This is a genomic window from uncultured Winogradskyella sp. (assembly GCF_947498005.1).
Lineage (GTDB): Bacteria > Bacteroidota > Bacteroidia > Flavobacteriales > Flavobacteriaceae > Winogradskyella.
Map to the genome: position 1 here is coordinate 450,406 of NZ_CANMIW010000003.1, position 18,425 is coordinate 468,830.

The following is an 18,425-nucleotide window of genomic DNA, read 5'->3' on the forward strand; positions in this document are numbered from 1 at the left end:
ATATTTTAAAGGAAGTATAAAGACTTTAAGATACTTTTATAAACGAGGTAATTAACAATTATGAAAGTAAATCGATATGACGATCGTGGTATCCTAATAAATATAATACACCATCTAATCCTATACTAGATATTGAACTCTGGGCATTGTCCTTTACTTTTGGTTTGGCATGAAAAGCAATACCTAAACCTGCTAGATTAAGCATTTGTAAGTCATTTGCACCATCACCAACTGCAATAGTCTGCGCAATATCTATTTGCATTTCGTCTGCGAGTAATTGTAAATATTCGGCCTTTTTGCTTCCGTCTACGATATCTCCAATATAACCACCTGTTAAGGCACCATCTTTAATTTCTAATTGGTTAGCAAATACATAATCAATATCTAATTTTTTCTGAAGGTAATGACCAAAATAAGTAAATCCACCAGATAATATAGCTGTTTTATAACCATAATTGTGAAGTGTATCTATTAATCGTTTTGCGCCTTTTGTAATTGGTAAACGTTCTGCAACTTCTTGTAAAACTGATTCACTCAACCCTTCTAAAAGTTTCATTCGTCTTTTAAAACTTTCATTAAAATTGATTTCACCTTGCATTGCAGATTCTGTAATAGCTTTTACTTCATCGCCAACACCAGCTAATTCTGCAAGCTCATCAATAACTTCTGTTTGAATTAACGTTGAATCCATATCAAAACAAACCAAACGTCTATTACGTCTAAACATTGAATCTTCTTGAAAAGCAATATCCACATCTAATTCCTTAGAAATTTCCATAAACTTTGAAGTAAACTCCGTTTTATCACTTATTTTTCCTCTAATAGAAAGTTGTATAGATGCTCTTGGGTATTCTGCTTTTTTTACAAGTGACAAACGACCTGTTAAACGTTTAATAGAATCGATGTTTAAGTTCTTTTCTGAAATTACTTTTGTCACTTCAGATATTTGTTCTGCAGCTAATTTTTCTCCCAAAATAGTAACGATATAACGATCTTTACCTTGAAGACTTACCCAATTTTCATAATCTTCTAATGAAATTGGTTTAAACTTTGCTTTAATGCCTAATTCATAAGCTTTAAATAGCAAATCTTTGAGAACTGCAGCAGATTTTTTACCTGATTTTATTTCAAACATAATACCTAAGGATAAGGTATCGTGAATATTCGCCTGACCAATATCTAAAACTTTGGCATCATATTCAGCCAAAACACTAGTTAATGATGATGTTAATCCTGGTTTATCTTGTCCTGAAATATTTAATAAAAAAATGTCTGTAGCCACTTCGTAAAATTTGTTGTTGGTTGATAGTCACCGTAAAAATGACTATTCTATTTTAAATATGAAAGTTTTTTAGACGAAGTGTTATTTAATAAATCGGTTATGCCAACTCTCACTAGCAGGTACTTCCCAATTTTCATTTAACTCAGCGATGTTTGTTACTAAGTTATTAAATACAATAGTGTTTTTTGATACTGCCTTTTGTTGTGCCATTTTTTTAAAATCTACCAATGGCTTGTAAGCTATAAATTCACCTTGTTTATAAGATACATTCATTTTATCCATTAAATCAACTTTATACTGTTGCTCTAACTGTTGTATAAAACTTACGGAAGAATCAATAGAACAACCTGTTGCACTATTTAAACTCTGATCCATAGCAATTACTATAAATCGCTTATAAACTATTTTATAACCTGCTTTTAAATCTTTTCCATGAGCAGTCCATGCTTCAATGAATGTGTCTAATTGCGATTTAAGTTGCACTTGTTCATCATCTGAAAACGAACGGTTACATTGGTAAATCCAAACTCTTGATTCTTCTGGTAAAGTGTTAAAATCGACTAACATAAAATTTTTTAAGATTTGAGGGTTTTGATAAATTGAATTTTAGTACAATAATCTTAAGCTTCCGCAATCAACTCAGCAATATCCATTACTTTAATATCTGCTTCTTTTTCTTTGAACTTTACACCATCTGTCATCATTGTGTTACAATACGGACAACCTGTGGCAATAATTTCTGGCTGTGTTTCTAAAGCATCTTCAGTTCTAAGAATATTGATTTCCTTATTTCCTGGTTCTGCATCTTTAAACATTTGTGCTCCTCCTGCTCCACAACATAGTGCAGTTCCTTTGTGACGTTTCATTTCTACTAAAGTCGCATTTGTTTTTTTAAGAACATCTCTAGGTGCGTCATAAACACTGTTTGCTCGACCTAAATAACATGGATCATGGAACGTAATTCGCTTTCCTTTGAAAGTGTTTCCATCTAAAGTTAAACGACCTGCAGATATTAATTCTTCTATATATTGTGTATGATGAATTACATCATAATTACCACCAAGATTTGGATACTCGTTTTTTAAACAATTAAAAGAATGCGGATCGCAGGTTACAATGCGTTTTACTTCGTAAGCATTTAAAACTTCAATATTCATAACGGCTTGCATCTGAAACAGGAACTCATTACCAGCACGTTTTGCAACATCACCTGTATTACTTTCTTCTGTTCCTAAAACTGCAAAATCTACATTTGCTTTGTTTAAAATCTTGACAAATGCTTTTGTAATTTTCTTTGCTCTATCATCATAACTTCCAGCAGAGCCAACCCAAAATAAAATTTCTGGTTGCTTACCTTCTGCCATCATATCTGCCATAGTAGGCACTTTTAGTTGCTCGCTCATTCTATTTGATTTTTGTTAAAAGTTCAAAAGCTTTAAAATTTTTATATCAACTTTTCCACTTTTATAATCCTTCAACTTTATAACAGTATAACTTTAAACTTTCTAATTAGTTTTCGTCTTTCCAATTTAAACGATCCATTTGGTTATAAGGCCAAGGTGCTCCGTTGTTTTCTATATTAGTCATCATGTTATTTAATTCCATTGGTGCAGCACTTTGCTCCATTACTAAATAACGACGCATATCCATAATAATAGATAATGGATTGATGCTTACAGGACATTCTTCTACACAGGCATTACAAGTTGTACATGCCCAAAGTTCTTCGTTTGTAATATAATCTCCTAAAAGTTGTTTACCGTCATCTACAAACTTACCTTTATTAAGGTCTATGTTTTTACCAACTTCTTCTAGACGATCTCTAGTATCCATCATAATTTTACGAGGCGACAATTTCTTGCCTGTAAGATTCGCAGGACATGCCGACGTACAACGACCACACTCAGTACAAGTGTATGCATTAAGTAATTGCACTTGTGTTAAATCCATAACATCACTTGCTCCAAATTTAGCTGGCACTTCATCCTCTGCCGTTTCTGGAGGTGCGGCATAAGGATCTGCGTCAGGATCCATCATTAATTTTACTTCTGCAGTTACAGCTTCAAGATTATTGAATTTTCCTTTTGGTTCAACACTTCCATAATATACATTAGGAAATGCTAAAAGGATATGTAAGTGTTTAGAAAAATATAAATAGTTTAAGAAAATTAGAATACCTACAATATGAATCCACCATGCAATTCTTTCTATGGTGTGTAAAGTTTCTAGCTCAAATCCGCTAAACCAAGGTGCTATGAATTGCGTAATTATATTTCCAGAGTTTGAAGCTTGAAAACTTGTATCTGTTGCATTCATCAGTAGAAACAAACACATTAAAACAACTTCAAAATAAAGTATAATGTTACCATCACTCTTTGGCCATCCTTTCATTTCTGAACTTAAGAAACGTTTAATTTTAATCACATTTCTTCTGATCCAGAATATAATGACAGATACCAAAACCATTACAGCTAAAACCTCGAATGAACCAATTAAAAAACCATATAATGAAGCTGGCAAATACTCTTGACCAATACGATGTGTTCCAAAAAGTCCATCGATAATAATTTCGAGAACTTCCATATTAATAATCACAAAACCTACGTAAACAATGGCATGTAGAAAGCCTGAAACTGGTCGTTTTATTAATTTACTTTGTCCTAATGCAATATTTACAACGTTTTTCCAACGTTCGGATTTATTGTCATCTGCATTGACTTTGTGACCTAATTTAATATTACGAATTAGTTTTTTTACATTATTAGCAAAATAACCAATACCTGCAATTAATAATATTGCAAAAATTATATTTGGTAAGTATTCCATAGAGTTGGATAATCTAATTGTTGTTTAATTGAGCTTCTGTAGGTTTCTCGTAAGGGATTTCTTTTTTAGACAAAATACGTCTGTAACGCGCTGGGTGTAATTTTATATCCAATATTAGAAGTTCTAATTCTTTAGTAGCACTTTCAAGATTATTGTATAGTTTTTCATCTTTCAACAACTTGCCCATTGAACCTTCGCCAGCTTCTAATCCAGACGCTAATTGGTTGAATTTTAGAATTAATTCATCCAAATTTTTAACTGTGTTCGCTAACTTAGCATTATTCAAATCTTTCATTAAGATAGCCAACTCCTTCGTAGTTGAATCAAAATTATCTAGAATAGATGCCAGTTTCTCATCATGTTGATTTAATAAACTATTCGCTTTTAAACCAATTCTATTGTAAGTTTTTAAAGTAGAATTTAATTCGGATATGGTTTGTTTTAATCCGTTATCAGAATCATCTTCAACTAAAGCATTTATATTTGTTAACAGCGTATCTGAAGCACGTAATGTAGATCCTAAATCTTCACTAATTCCTGAAAAATTCTTTTCTAAAGAAGAAATCATTCCTGGCTTAATTTCAGATTTAATAAAATCCCCATCTTTAGCTATATTGCCATCATTTGCATCTACAATAGCTAAACCATTACCTCCCATTAAACCATCTTGGTATAATCTTACAACACTATTTATAGAGAATTTTAATTCTGGTGTAACGTTAAATGCAACTTTAGTTTTACCCGATTCAAAATCATATTGAATACTTTCTATTTTACCTATTTTATTTCCCTTTACGGTTACTGGCGAAGCCATAGATAATGAGTTATAATCGAATTCTGTGTAGTAGGTGTTAGTTCGTCCAAATAAATCTTCACCTTTAAGATAGGTAAATAAATAAATGCAAAAAGCGATACCAGCAATGACTAGTATAGCTGTTTTAACTTCTCTTGAAATTTTCAATGGGCTATTCTTTGGTTTAAAACAAAATTAGGAATAAATATATTAATAATATTCTTAATTACTAGCAGATTTCAATGCTTCAGTCATGCTAATCCTTTTACCTGCTTTAAAAGCAACAATAAATGCACCTGAATATTCTTTTCTTGCTTTGCTTAGCAAATTTTGAATCTTATTATAGTCTGAAGTTTTACCACTATAATATTTAAAGATATTGCCTGCTTTATCTCTAGTTATTTCACTTAAGCCTTTAAAATTATATGATTTTGGTTCTAATTGTTTTGAACTCGCTGCAATTTGAACTTTAAACGTAATGCCTTCAATAATCTGAGGGGTTTCTTCTTCAGTTGGCGTAGTGACTTCCTTATTTGCAATAGACAAGTGACTACCAACATTTAAATCGAGTTCTTCTTTATAATCTATAATAGCCGTTTTTATAGCACTCGCCATTTTAGTTTGACCAGCTTTTGTATTTAAATAACTACCTTCCTTTTTATTAGTTAAAAAACCAACTTCTACCAAAACACTTGGCATATATGTATTTCTAATAACTAGTAAGCTAGCTTGTTTTAAACCTCTACTTTTTCGTTTTGCTTTACCTATAAAATTATCTTCAATCTTTCTTGCTAAAATAATACTCTGTTCCACATAAATTTCTTGCTCAATAGTAAGGGCAATACCTGATTCAATGGAATTAGGATCAAAACCTTCATAATGCTCTTCAAAATTCTCCTCTAAGAAGATCACTTCATTTTCACGCTTTGCTACTTCAAAATTTCTATTTGTATTTTTTTCTCCTAATACAAATGTTTCTGTTCCACTGGCTTGTGAGCTATGCGCATTACAATGGATAGAAACAAATAAATCTGCATCTGCTTTATTGGCAATATTAGCGCGCTCGTGTAGTTCTACAAACACATCTGTTTTACGTGTATAAATTACCTTTATATCTGGGTTCTTAGCCAAAGATTTACCAACCTCTAAAGTTACTTTAAGCGCTATATCTTTTTCGCTATGACCATTACCAACATTACCAGAATCATGACCACCATGACCAGCATCTAACACCACCACAAACTTATCGTCTTGCGCATGCAATTGACTATAAGATGTTAAAGAATTTATAAATAAAAGTAGTAAGAATACTATTAAGTGATTTTGCTTCGTTTGCATATTTTATTAACGATTTATATACTCGGTTTATTACATGTTTTTAACTGTAACAGCGTATTTTTCAACTTTATGATTTTAATAAATCAATCACAAAAAAATAACTGTACTTTTGGCGTTTCAAAAACCGAGCCATACTTTTACAAAAATACATCTAAAAGGATTGCGTACAAATAGATTATACATACTTTTTTCCCTGAGTTTTACAGTGTTTATGAACACTTTGAGCTTCGCCCAAGAATTACCTAAACCTAAGGCTTCAATTCCGGCAGAAAAACCGAAGGATACAACTACAATAGGTATAAGTGATATCGCTAAACTCCCTGTAAACACAACTGAAACTGACAGCACAGAAAATGACTCCTTAAAAAAGAAAGAGTTTTTAACAGGTATTGTAAAATATAGAGCTGCCGATTATGTTTCTATGAATCAAAGGACACAGAAAATTTATATGTACAATGAAGCCGAAGTGCTTTATGAAGACATGGAAATTAAAGCTGGTGTCATAGAAATTGATTACAGTAAAAATTTAGTCTATGCAGGCCGAATAAAAGATTCGACTGGTTATTCTCAACGACCGGTTTTTACGCAAGGTGCTAATGTCATAGAACCAGATTCTATTGTTTTCAACACAGAAACAAAAAAAGCGCTAGTATTTAATTCTAGAACAGAACAACAAGGCTTTAAAGTCTATTCCCCTATTACTAAAAAGGAGAATGATTCTGTATATTTTATGAAAAGAGGACGATTTACAACGGCTGAGGATGAAGAAGATCCGGAATACCAGTTTGTCACGTCAAAGATGAAATTAGTCCCTAACAAAAAAGTTATTGTAGGACCAACATATATGGAAATCTATGGTGTGCCAACACCTATTGCATTGCCGTTTGCCTTTTTTCCTATGACTCAAAAGCAAACATCTGGAATTATATTTCCTTCCTTTGGAGAAGATACAGGTAGTGACCGAGGTTATTTTATTCAAAACGGCGGTTATTATTTTGCAATTAACGACCATTTAGATTTAGCTGTTTTGGGCGATTATTATACTAATGGTAGTTACGGATTGCGAGTTGAAAACAATTACGCAAAACGTTATAGATACCGAGGAAACATAAGCTTTAGATACGAAAATTTATTAGACAGTGAACGTGGATTTTCAGACTTTAGTCAAAGCACTATTTATAATTTGAGATGGTCGCATAGTCAAGACGCAAAAGCCAATCCTAATGCTCGTTTTTCTGCTTCGGTTAACTTAGGAAGTAGCACGTATTATCAAGAATCTGTAAATCAATTAAATCAATCTAACTTTTTAAACAATACACTTGCCTCTTCTGTTTCTTACTCAAAAACTTTTGTGGGTGAACCACAAGTTAATTTAAGCTTAACAGCATCACATAGTCAGAATACAAATACTGGAGATATTAATTTAACGTTACCAACCTTACAGACCTCTGTAGGAAGAATTTATCCATTTGCACCAAAGACTGGTTCTAAGAAAGGAATTATTCAAAATGTTAATTTCCAAGTTACGTCTAGAGGTGAATATTCTATAAGTACTAATGACAGTATTTTTGGTAAAAGTGAAATGTTTGATGATGCTAAAGTTGGTATGAAACATAGCTTACCAATAACCACAAATTTTAAAGTTTTTGATTACTTTAGTGTGAGTGCTAATGCTAATTTAGAAGAAAACTGGACGCTTAAAACCGTTAGCAAATATTACGACCAGACAAACGAAGAAGTTGTAACAATAAATCAAAATGGTTTTGATCGTTTTTTAACTTATAATTTTGGTGCAAGCATTGGTACTACCGTTTACGGAATGTACAATTTTGAAAAAGAAGGCAAGGATCCAAAAATACAAGCCATAAGACATGTAGTAAGACCATCTCTGAGTTATTCCATTACACCAGCCTTTGATCAGTATTACGAGACCTATGATGTTGTTGATGCAGATGGTACTACCTCTGAAGTAGAATATACACGTTTTGAAAATTCACTTTACGGAAATCCTAGTAATCGCTACTCTAGTAGTGTAGGCTTATCAATAGGTAATAACTTTGAAGCTAAGATTAAATCTAAAGATTCCACAAAAACAGAACCTGAGAAAGTTTTTATTCTAAATAACCTCAACTTTTCTACTGCTTATGATCTGGCAGCTGATTCACTTAATATAAGCCCTGTAAGAGTGAGTGGTGGAACACAGATTTTGAATAACAAAATGAACATTAACTTTGGGATGACTCTAAATCCCTACGCCTTAGATAGCAATAACAATGTTGTAAATACTTTTAATATTAATAATGGTGGTAGTTTATTTCGTTTAACATCGGCCAATCTAACCATGAGTTATACGCTTTCTAATGATAGTTTTTCAGGCAAAGACACAGAGAGAGACTCGTCATCATCTCGAGAGTCCGTGAGATCAGGAGGGCGAGATGATGACCTTTTTGGAAGAGCTGAAGATTTCGCAGACAAACGACTCTCTGACGACGATAAAGGAGAAGAAAAAGAAAATAATAATGAATTTTATAATTACAAAATACCTTGGAACTTAAGATTGGCATATTCCGCTAATTATGGCAACACTCGAAGAGAAAACGCCATTTCTTCGCATTCACTTATGTTTTCTGGAGACGTGGATTTATCACCTCGTTGGAGTGTCGGAGCATCCTCTGGTTACGACTTTTTAAATCAGGGATTTACGTATACGCAATTACGTTTTGAACGAGATTTAATGAGTTGGCGAATGAATTTTTCTTGGATTCCATTTAGTGATCGTAGTTCTTGGAATTTCTTTATTGGTATAAAATCAAGTATGCTTTCAGATTTAAAATATGATCAGCGTAAACGTGCAGACCGTAGCGTAGGAAATTAATCTGATTTCTAATATCATTGTTCTAACTCAACCCTTTTCACATATTAACATAGACTTTTTATATCGCTGTTTATTATAAAAAAATAGATTAAATTTGATGTATTGTTTAAAGTAATCAAACGCTCTATTATGAGAGAAATAACATGAAGAAAATAATTCACACTACAAAAGCACCAGCTCCAATAGGACCATATAATCAAGCAGTTTTAACAGGAAACACATTATACACTTCGGGTCAAATTGCGCTTCATCCTGAAACAATGGAACTTGTAATTGACGATATAAAAACCGAGACTAGACAAGTTATGGAAAACATGAAAGCTGTTTTAGAAGCTGCAGATATGACCTTTGAAAACGTTATTAAATCATCTATATTTATTAGTGATATGAATAACTTTAAGCAAATCAATGACGTTTACGGAAAGTATTTTGATGAAGCCACTGCACCAGCTAGGGAAACTGTTGAAGTTGCTAATTTACCAAAATTTGTAAATGTTGAAATTAGCATGATTGCTATAAAGTAAATGTTAATAAAACAAAAACACTTCTGCTTATATAAAGCAAGTATTTATTTGAAAGAATTGTACTTTTGATAGTAACCTTACACTAGCTTCAAACATGCGTATAGAACATGATATTAAATTAGGATTTAAGGATGTAATGATTCGTCCAAAACGTTCTACATTAAAAAGTAGATCACAAGTAACTTTAGAACGTAATTTTACATTTTTAAACAGTACCGCGAATTGGAAAGGCGTGCCAATCATGGCTGCCAATATGGATACTGTTGGTACTTTTGAAATGGCTTTAGAGTTATCAAAACTTAAATTATTTACAGCAATTCATAAACACTATTCAGTTGAAGAATGGAACTCTTTTCTCTCTGATGCGCCAAACGGACTCGAAGATTTTATTGCCATTAGCACTGGTACAGGTAATGAAGATTCTAATAAATTAAAGGCCGTTTTTGAAAGCAATCCTCAATTAAAATTTATATGTATTGATGTAGCCAATGGTTACTCAGAGCATTTTGTAAATTTCGTACAACAGACAAGAAAACTATACCCAGATAAAGTCATTATTGCAGGGAATGTTGTTACTGGTGAAATGGTAGAGCAATTGCTTCTCTCAGGTGCAGATATTGTTAAAGTAGGCATTGGCCCAGGCAGTGTCTGTACTACGCGAGTAAAAACAGGCGTTGGTTATCCACAATTGTCTGCCATTATTGAATGTGCAGATGCCGCGCATGGTTTGGGTGGACAAATAATTAGTGATGGTGGTTGTGCTACTCCTGGAGATGTTGCTAAAGCATTTGGCGCAGGCGCAGATTTTGTAATGCTTGGTGGTATGTTTTCTGGCCATACTCAAAGTGGTGGTAAAGTTATTACGCGTAACGGTAAACAATACAAACAATTTTATGGGATGAGCTCTTCTACAGCCATGGATAAGTATGTTGGTGGTGTTGCTGAGTATAGAGCTAGTGAAGGGAAAACTGTTGAAGTTCCGTATAAAGGTGATGTAAAAAACACTTTGCAAGACATTTTAGGTGGCTTGAGAAGTACCTGCACATATGTTGGTGCTGAGCGATTAAAGGAGTTAACTAAGCGTACTACTTTTATTCGAGTAGCAGAACAAGAAAACCAAGTTTACAATAAGTAGACTTGACTTATTTACAAACACATATCGCTTGAAACTAAAAAAACAAGACTTAAAAGATTTTCTAGACGAGAAAGTTATTCTCTATAACAGTCCAAAATTTATTGATAGTGATCCTATACAGATTCCTCATCAATTTTCTAAAAAAGAAGATATAGAAATTTCTGCATTCTTAACGGCTACAATCGCTTGGGGAAACAGAAAAAGTATTATTAATAATGCACATCGCATGATGGAATTGCTAGACCACTCCCCCTTTGAGTTTGTTATGCAGCATCAAGATTCGGACTTAGAACGATTTAATGGATTTGTTCACAGAACGTTTAATAGTGATGATTTAATGCAGTTTGTAAAAAGCCTGAGACACATATATCAACAACATAAAGGTTTAGAAGCTCTATTTGCAAAATATGCTGATACAGCTTCTCTTCAAAATAGTATTCATCAGTTTAAAAATGTGTTTTTTGAACAACCACATTTAGAACGTACTAAAAAACACATTAGCGACCCCTTTAAAAACTCCGCAGCCAAACGCATTAACATGTTTCTTCGTTGGATGGTTAGAGCGGATACTAAAGGTGTAGATTTTGGAATTTGGAATTCACTCTCACCATCGCAATTAAGTTGTCCTTTAGATGTACACTCTGGAAATGTAGCTAGAAAATTAGGACTATTAAATCGCAAGCAAAATGATGGTAAAGCCTTAGCAGAATTAGACAAATCATTGAGGCAATTAGACCCAAAAGATCCCGTTAAGTATGATTTTGCTCTTTTTGGATTAGGTGTTTTTGAAGGTTTTTAAATCTAAGAACAGCGTATAAAAAAAGGTTTCCACATTGGAAACCCTTTTTTTTATTATGAATTGAAGTATTTTAAATTAGCCCTTTAACCAAGCTGATTTTAATGCTTTTTGACTTTCAGTTGCGTTTTCATCATCCATCAATTTCTCCTCAGATGCATACGCTTTGGTTAACGTTGCTTTTATTAGAATTGGCTTTCCATCACGTTCTAAGTCCATTGTTATTTCTTGACCTTCTTGCCACCCAAACATACCACCAATAACACCTTGCGCATTAGCTAACGTTAAATCAGTTCCATTCACTTTCTTAATTACATCTCCAGCTAAAACACCTTGCGATTTCCAGAACGAATTCTTCTCAACCATTGGAGAAAAGAAAATGATACCTTTTTCTTGATCTCCATCAAAGATCACATTTTGGCCTCCTGCAAAAATATAGTTCGTTTCTACTTGAGATGCTCCCATTTTTAAACCTGCCATTGCAAAAAATTCTTCGTAATTAATTGGCACATCTCCTTCTACATGCGTTTTTAAAAATTCACCAACACTTGGGTAGGTCATTGCCGTAATTTCTGCAATCAATTTATCATCTTCAAAAGGCTTTTCTTTTCCATATTTTGCAGATAATTCTTTCATTAGAGAAAGCATACTTCTGTTTCCATCACTTTCTTTTCGCATTAAAATATCAATACACATACCTATTAATGCGCCTTTCATGTACACATTGTAATACTGATCAGCGTATGGTTCCTCTAATACGTTTTCACTCATAATGGTAAAACTCATAGCATCATCTAAACGCGATCTAGAAATATTTATTTTAGACTGCATTGTGTTAAAAAATGTTGCCTCATCAACTAATCCTTCAAATACTTGAAAGTGTTGTGCAAAATATTCTGTTACACCTTCATACATCCATAAATGCTTAGAAAATGTAGGTTTGTTATAATCAAAGTAATGTACATCTTCAGAATGCACAGATAATGGTGTTACAATATGAAAAAACTCATGTGCAACAACATCAATCATTGATGCTTTTAAAGCTTCTAACGGACTGTTTTCACTAAATACAACCACTGTAGATGTATGATGTTCTAACGCTCCAAAACCTTTTGGCGACGTTTCATCTCCTCGCGACAAATACACATAAATATCATATCGTGGTGTACTGTTTACATCCCCTAAATAGCTCTTTTGAGCTTCCATCATTTTGTAAACTGTTTCTTTTAAGCTTGCTGCAGTATGTTTTCCTGTAGGCGAATAAAGACTCAAAACAATTTTAATATCGCCAACCATAAATTCTTCAACATCTAATTTTCCATACATCATTGGGTTGTCTGTTATATCAAAATAACGTTGTGCAAAATAACTACTCGTTATAACCGTTCCGTTATCGCTAGACTTTACACCTTTATCTTCTAAAGCAGACGTTCTAGCAAAATTTGCTGGTCCTGTTACATCTAAAGCATATTGATTATTCTTTAAAGAATCAAAATAACCTATAAAACCATGAAGATTTAAAACATAATTTTCTTCTTCAATATTAGTACCTGCTGGCGAAAAAGGTTGCTCTCCTCCTATACCACCAGTAGTTTCAATATCAAATGTATCGTTTACATAATATTGAATTTTATCTAATTTAGTTGCATCTGCAATAGTCCAAGTATTAGTATCTACCTTAGTTACTGTTAACTCATTTCCTTCATAATCTAAAGCTTTAAAGTCATCAACATACTTACCAAAGTCACTAACGGAATAGGTTCCTTGTACCACTCTTGGTAATCTATAAGTTACTGTTTCGGTTGTAAAACGACCTGGATTTATTGTTACAGGTACTCTATCATTATCTACAGCTGTTAAATCTAATGCTGTAACAATAGGATTGCTAATTGCTAAATCATCTACCGTTGGTTTTGCAGATCCACAACCTACCAAAACAACACTTAAGCCAAGTATGGCTAAATAATTCTTCATGTTTAAATTTTTAATTTTTTTATAAGACCCACAAATCTACAATGTGTTACTATTAAAAACCTAAAGGTTTTGTTAAATTCGCAATATGTCACAACCTTTAGTTAGTATTTTAATTCCCTTTAAAAACACAGAAGCCTTTATTGCTGAGTGTATTCAGTCCGTTTTACATCAGACTTACAACAATTGGGAAGCTATTTTTATTGATGATAATTCCGATGATAAATCGTACAAAATAGTCCAAAATTATACTAAAACAGATTCTAGACTTAAAGTTTACAAGAATAATAACTCAGGAATTATAGAAGCCTTAAAAACGGCCTATTCTAATAGTTCTGGCAGCTATATTACCAGAATGGATAGTGATGATATTATGACACCTATCCGACTTGAAACAATGGTTGCTAATCTTGAAGCCCATGGCAAAGGACATTTAGCCGTTGGCCAAGTTAAATATTTTAGAGCAGACGGACTTAGTGATGGTTTTGCGCGTTATGAAACTTGGCTGAATCAACTGACAATTACAGGTTCTAATTATTCTGAAATTTATAAAGAATGTGTCATTCCATCACCTTGCTGGATGCTTAGTAGAGAAGATTTTGAAGCTTGTAACGGATTTAACTCTGAGATTTATCCTGAAGATTACGATTTAGCATTCCGGTTTTATAAGGCAAAATACGCCTGTATTCCTTGCAATAAAGTATTACTGCATTGGCGAGATTACAGTACAAGAACTTCAAGAACCCACGAGCATTATGCAGAGAATTCCTTTTTAGACCTAAAAGTGAAATACTTTTTAGAATTGAATTACGATGCCTCTAGACCATTAGCCATTTGGGGCGCAGGACACAAAGGAAAAACCTTAGCCAAAATATTATTGACACAACAGATTCCGTTTTATTGGATATGCGATAATCCAAAGAAAATAGGAAAACATATTTACGACCAAGAGCTCTATAATTTTGATTATTTAGCTGAACTTAAAAACCCTCAAAGTATTGTAACTGTTGCCAACACCAAAGCACAAGAAGAAATAACTCAGTATTTTGAAACTCAAAAGATGCAATCGATGATTGATTATTACTTTTTCTGTTAAATTTCTCAGAAGCTGAACGAGGTTATCTCTAATGATTATTTATATTTGAACAATGCCGACCTGCTAGGTTTTTGAAACATAATTATTCGTAAGAATATACTATTTTCAACGGTCTAACGTCGCACCTCTAAAGTCCCCTCAAGGGGACAATTAATAAAAAAAATCTTTCAGTTTTTTTTATTCGCAATAGTGAGACTGTCCCCTTGAGGGGACTTTAGGGGTGTAAACAAATGAAAAATAAAGCATCAAAAGTTTAAAAACAAACAGATAACAACAACGCATGCAGTTTAAAAATCCCGAATTACTTTACGCACTTTTTCTGCTGGTTATTCCTATTCTTATACATTTATTTCAGCTTCGTCGTTTTCAGAAAGTTGAATTTACCAATGTTAAGTTTTTAAAGTCTGTAAAGCTACAAACACGTAAAAGTTCTCAGTTAAAAAAATGGATTACGCTTTTTACGAGAATGCTACTTTTAGCTTGTGCTATCATTGCGTTTGCACAACCTTATATACCAAATACAGAAGCGTTTAATGAAACTCAAGAAACCGTTATTTACTTAGACAATTCCTTTAGTATGGAAGCCACTGGCAGCAACGGAACCTTACTTAATGCATCCATACAAGATATTATAAATACATTGCCAGAAGATGAAAAAATTAGTCTTTTCACTAACGATAAAACCTTTAGAAACACAACCGTTAAAGCCTTAAAAAACGATTTAATTCAATTAACATATTCACCAAACCAACTTAACTATGATGCGGTTTATTTAAAAGGAAAACAGTTATTCTCTAACACAGGTACTTCAACAAAGAATTTAGTTTTGGTGTCTGATTTTCAGCAAAAAGGCAATCTTTTAAATTTTGAAAAAGATTCTACGGTTCAACTAAAATTAGTGCAACCAAAATCGACATTGGTTTCCAACATTAGTATAGACAGCGTTTATGTTTCTAATTCTACTTCTGAAACTTTAGATTTAAACGTAAAATTATCTAACCAAGCGGAACCAGTTGACAACGTTACCATTTCTTTATTTAATGATGATGTGTTACTTACAAAAAGCGCAGTGTCTATAGATGACGATGCAGAAACCATTTTTACAATTGCCAACAATAAAGCCATTAATGGTAAAATAACAATTGAAGATGCAGGTTTGCAATATGATAACACCTTCTTCTTTAATATTAATACAAAACCAAAAATTAAAGTTTTAGCGATTAACGAAACTGCAGATGATTCGTTTCTAAATCGGATTTATACTGAAGATGAATTCGACTTTAAAAGTTTCAAATTAAACGCACTTAATTTTAATTTAATTCCTGAACAAAACCTTATTATTCTCAATGAATTAAACAACATTTCTAATGCTTTAAAAACAGCCTTAATGGGGTTTAGAAATGATGGTGGTAAATTATTAATTATTCCCTCAAGTAAAATTGATTTAAATTCTTATAATCAAACACTTAAAAACTTAAATATTAGTGCTTTTTCTAACCGAAATACGAATAAAAAACGGATAACAAGCATCAATTATAATCATCCACTTTTGGCTAATGCATTTTACTCTAAAGTGACTAATTTTCAATATCCAAAGGTTGAAACATCATATAGTTTTGCTTCAAATTCTAATAACGTTTTATCTTACGAGAATGGTTCGCCTTTTTTAGTTGGAAACATTAATACTTACGCTTTTTCTTCAGCAATAAATTCTGATAATTCAAACTTTAAAAATTCACAATTAATTATTCCTGTGTTGTATAATTTAGGCTTACAGAGTTTAAAATTATCGCAATTGTATTACACTATTGGCCAACCCAATTCTATTGCTATTCAAACAACCATTGGACAAGATGATATATTAACTTTAGATGCTAAAGAAACTTCTGTAATTCCGCTTCAAAAAACATATAGTAAATCGGTTGTTATAGAAACTGACGATTTCCCAAATGTAGCAGGAATTTTAAACGTTAAGAACAAAGAAAACGTTCTCGAAAACCTCAGTTTTAATTACAACAGAGCAGAAAGTAACCTTAATTATTACGATTTAAATGCTTTTACTGAAACAGATGTAGAAACGAGTTTAGCAACCACAATTAATAATATAAAAAGTGACACAAGTATTAATGCGTTATGGAAATGGTTTGTTATTTTTGCATTAATATTTCTAATAATTGAAATGTTACTTCTAAAATATCTTAAATGAACGCACTCATAAAATCTGCAACCATCGTTGATTCTAAAAGTGATTTTCACAATGAAACGGTTGATATTTTAATTGAAAAAGGTCGTATTTCCAAGATTTCAAAACGCATATCCAATCCCAATAATTACAAAGAAATTAAACTAGACAATTTGCATGTTTCGCAAGGTTGGTTTGATAGTAGTGTATCTTTCGGCGAACCTGGTTATGAAGAACGCGAAATCATTAGTAACGGTTTAAAAACTGCTGCCAATTCTGGTTTTACTGCTGTGGCCTTAAATGCCAATTCTAATCCTGTAATTGACAGTTATGCAGACATTACGTTTGTAAAATCTAAAGCACAAGATAATGCCGTTAGCCTCTATCCTATTGGTGCTTTGACACAAGGCAGCCAAAGTGAAGATTTAGCGGAGTTGTTTGATATGACTAATGCTGGCGCTGTCGCTTTTTACGATTACCAAAAGCCAATTTGCAATCCTAACTTAATGAAAATTGCATTGCAATACGCGAGTAATTTTGATGGTTTAGTATGTTCTTTTCCTCAAGAATCTAAAATTTCTGGTCTTGGTGTTGCCAACGAACATATTAATAGTACCAAATTAGGTCTAAAAGGAAATCCGGCTTTAGCGGAAGAATTGCAAGTCGCAAGAGATTTATTTTTGTTAGAATATACCGAAGGCAAACTACACATACCAACAATTTCTACAGCAAAATCAGTAGAATTGATACGAGCAGCGAAAGCTAAAAAGTTAAATGTAACCTGCAGTGTGGCTGTCCACAACCTTATGTTTACAGATGACGTTTTACATAGTTTTGACACCAACTACAAAGTATTGCCACCTTTAAGAACACAAACAGATTGTGATGCCTTAGTTGAAGGTTTAAAAGACGGCACTATTGATATGGTTACTACTGACCATAACCCAATTGATATTGAAGACAAGAAGATAGAATTCGATTATGCTAAATACGGAACTATTAGTTTAGAATCTGCTTTTGGAGCGTTACAAACGTTATTTACAACTAAGAAGACAATTAGTCTTTTAACCCAAGGAAAATCGAGATTTGGTGTTGCTGAATCTACATTAAATGAAGGCGAATTAGCCGATTTAACTTTATTTAATCCAGATACTTCTTATGAGTTTAGTAAAAGCGATATTACCTCTCGCTCTAAGAATTCTATGTTTTTAGGAACTGAATTAAAAGGGAACACTTATGGCATTATTGCCAACAATAAAATTGCTTTAAAATAATGGATAAAAATACAATAGACGAAGGCAAAACTTTAGGTTTAGTAGCTTACTTAACTTTATTTGGTACGTTGATTGCCTTTTTTATGAACCAAGACAAAAAGAATCCGTTTACGGCATTTCATATAAGACAAGGATTAGGCTTAGGTATTCTTTATATGATTATTGCTTTTCTTGTCAGTAGTATGGATAGCATGATGGTAAGCATGTCTTTTTGGATTTTCTTTTCAATTTTATATTTCTATGGTTTAATAGGAGCTATTTCTGGAAAGATGAATAAAATTCCATTAATTGGAGATGTGTTTCAAAATGTATTTAAATCCATTGGTCAATAAT

15 protein-coding genes are annotated in these 18,425 nt (G+C 32.6%); 8 read left to right on the top strand and 7 right to left on the bottom strand.

The window, feature by feature from the left end; all coding sequences use genetic code 11:
* Positions 1-58: 58 nt before the first annotated feature.
* The 6 genes from serB to Q0891_RS07835 form a co-directional block, all read right to left on the bottom strand.
* Positions 59-1,282, bottom strand: a complete 1,224-nt coding sequence (gene serB / locus Q0891_RS07810; protein ID WP_299100437.1) for a phosphoserine phosphatase SerB — start codon at positions 1,280-1,282, stop codon at positions 59-61.
* A gap of 81 nt (positions 1,283-1,363) precedes the next feature.
* On the bottom strand, positions 1,364-1,849 hold the full coding sequence (locus Q0891_RS07815; protein WP_299100438.1) for an ABC transporter ATPase: 486 nt from the start codon (positions 1,847-1,849) through the stop codon (positions 1,364-1,366).
* Positions 1,850-1,902: 53 nt separating this feature from the next.
* Positions 1,903-2,685, bottom strand: coding sequence for a (Fe-S)-binding protein (locus Q0891_RS07820; RefSeq protein ID WP_299100439.1), 783 nt, complete (start codon positions 2,683-2,685; stop codon positions 1,903-1,905).
* A gap of 106 nt (positions 2,686-2,791) precedes the next feature.
* A complete protein-coding gene (locus tag Q0891_RS07825) occupies positions 2,792-4,108 on the bottom strand; it encodes a (Fe-S)-binding protein (RefSeq protein WP_299100440.1) in 1,317 nt (438 codons plus the stop codon).
* Positions 4,109-4,121: 13 nt separating this feature from the next.
* Entirely contained in the window at positions 4,122-5,069 is a 948-nt protein-coding gene (locus Q0891_RS07830) for an MlaD family protein (protein ID WP_299100442.1), read from the bottom strand.
* 54 nt (positions 5,070-5,123) lie between these two features.
* A complete protein-coding gene (locus tag Q0891_RS07835) occupies positions 5,124-6,239 on the bottom strand; it encodes an N-acetylmuramoyl-L-alanine amidase (protein ID WP_299100444.1) in 1,116 nt (371 codons plus the stop codon).
* Positions 6,240-6,348: 109 nt separating this feature from the next.
* On the opposite strand from Q0891_RS07835, the gene Q0891_RS07840 reads away from it, so the two are divergent.
* From Q0891_RS07840 to Q0891_RS07855, 4 genes are all read left to right on the top strand, one after another.
* Positions 6,349-9,114, top strand: coding sequence for a putative LPS assembly protein LptD (locus Q0891_RS07840; RefSeq protein WP_299100445.1), 2,766 nt, complete (start codon positions 6,349-6,351; stop codon positions 9,112-9,114).
* 143 nt (positions 9,115-9,257) lie between these two features.
* Positions 9,258-9,638, top strand: coding sequence for a RidA family protein (locus Q0891_RS07845; RefSeq protein ID WP_299100447.1), 381 nt, complete (start codon positions 9,258-9,260; stop codon positions 9,636-9,638).
* A 94-nt stretch (positions 9,639-9,732) separates the two neighbouring features.
* Positions 9,733-10,773, top strand: coding sequence for a GMP reductase (locus Q0891_RS07850; RefSeq protein ID WP_299100448.1), 1,041 nt, complete (start codon positions 9,733-9,735; stop codon positions 10,771-10,773).
* A 28-nt stretch (positions 10,774-10,801) separates the two neighbouring features.
* Complete coding sequence (locus tag Q0891_RS07855) at positions 10,802-11,572, top strand: TIGR02757 family protein (protein WP_299100449.1); 771 nt, start codon at positions 10,802-10,804, stop codon at positions 11,570-11,572.
* Between the two features lie 75 nt (positions 11,573-11,647).
* On the opposite strand, the gene Q0891_RS07860 is transcribed toward Q0891_RS07855, so the two are convergent.
* On the bottom strand, positions 11,648-13,543 hold the full coding sequence (locus Q0891_RS07860; protein ID WP_299100450.1) for a peptidase M61: 1,896 nt from the start codon (positions 13,541-13,543) through the stop codon (positions 11,648-11,650).
* An 85-nt stretch (positions 13,544-13,628) separates the two neighbouring features.
* Between Q0891_RS07860 and Q0891_RS07865 the strand changes: the two genes are divergently transcribed.
* The 4 genes from Q0891_RS07865 to Q0891_RS07880 all read left to right on the top strand — a co-directional run bounded on the left by Q0891_RS07865 (position 13,629) and on the right by Q0891_RS07880 (position 18,424).
* Positions 13,629-14,636, top strand: a complete 1,008-nt coding sequence (locus Q0891_RS07865) for a glycosyltransferase family 2 protein (RefSeq protein ID WP_299100451.1) — start codon at positions 13,629-13,631, stop codon at positions 14,634-14,636.
* 280 nt (positions 14,637-14,916) lie between these two features.
* Positions 14,917-16,842: a BatA domain-containing protein gene (locus Q0891_RS07870; RefSeq protein WP_299100452.1), complete on the top strand. Its 1,926-nt coding sequence runs from the start codon at positions 14,917-14,919 to the stop codon at positions 16,840-16,842.
* On the top strand, positions 16,839-18,092 hold the full coding sequence (locus Q0891_RS07875; RefSeq protein WP_299100453.1) for a dihydroorotase family protein: 1,254 nt from the start codon (positions 16,839-16,841) through the stop codon (positions 18,090-18,092). Before Q0891_RS07870 ends, Q0891_RS07875 begins: the two co-directional genes overlap by 4 nt.
* Complete coding sequence (locus tag Q0891_RS07880; protein WP_299100454.1) at positions 18,092-18,424, top strand: hypothetical protein; 333 nt, start codon at positions 18,092-18,094, stop codon at positions 18,422-18,424. Before Q0891_RS07875 ends, Q0891_RS07880 begins: the two co-directional genes overlap by 1 nt.
* Position 18,425: the final 1 nt, after the last annotated feature.

What these genes read in the sequence shown, in the direction of transcription:
- Q0891_RS07865 (WP_299100451.1), top strand. Translation starts at nt 13,629, where the DNA reads ATGTCACAACCTTTAGTTAGTATTTTAATTCCCTTTAAAAACACAGAA.
- Q0891_RS07880 (WP_299100454.1), top strand. Translation starts at nt 18,092, where the DNA reads ATGGATAAAAATACAATAGACGAAGGCAAAACTTTAGGTTTAGTAGCT.
- Q0891_RS07835 (WP_299100444.1), bottom strand. Translation starts at nt 6,239, where the DNA reads ATGCAAACGAAGCAAAATCACTTAATAGTATTCTTACTACTTTTATTT.
- Q0891_RS07825 (WP_299100440.1), bottom strand. Translation starts at nt 4,108, where the DNA reads ATGGAATACTTACCAAATATAATTTTTGCAATATTATTAATTGCAGGT.
- Q0891_RS07875 (WP_299100453.1), top strand. Translation starts at nt 16,839, where the DNA reads ATGAACGCACTCATAAAATCTGCAACCATCGTTGATTCTAAAAGTGAT.
- Q0891_RS07815 (WP_299100438.1), bottom strand. Translation starts at nt 1,849, where the DNA reads ATGTTAGTCGATTTTAACACTTTACCAGAAGAATCAAGAGTTTGGATT.
- Q0891_RS07820 (WP_299100439.1), bottom strand. Translation starts at nt 2,685, where the DNA reads ATGAGCGAGCAACTAAAAGTGCCTACTATGGCAGATATGATGGCAGAA.
- Q0891_RS07850 (WP_299100448.1), top strand. Translation starts at nt 9,733, where the DNA reads ATGCGTATAGAACATGATATTAAATTAGGATTTAAGGATGTAATGATT.
- Q0891_RS07870 (WP_299100452.1), top strand. Translation starts at nt 14,917, where the DNA reads ATGCAGTTTAAAAATCCCGAATTACTTTACGCACTTTTTCTGCTGGTT.
- Q0891_RS07860 (WP_299100450.1), bottom strand. Translation starts at nt 13,543, where the DNA reads ATGAAGAATTATTTAGCCATACTTGGCTTAAGTGTTGTTTTGGTAGGT.
- Q0891_RS07845 (WP_299100447.1), top strand. Translation starts at nt 9,258, where the DNA reads ATGAAGAAAATAATTCACACTACAAAAGCACCAGCTCCAATAGGACCA.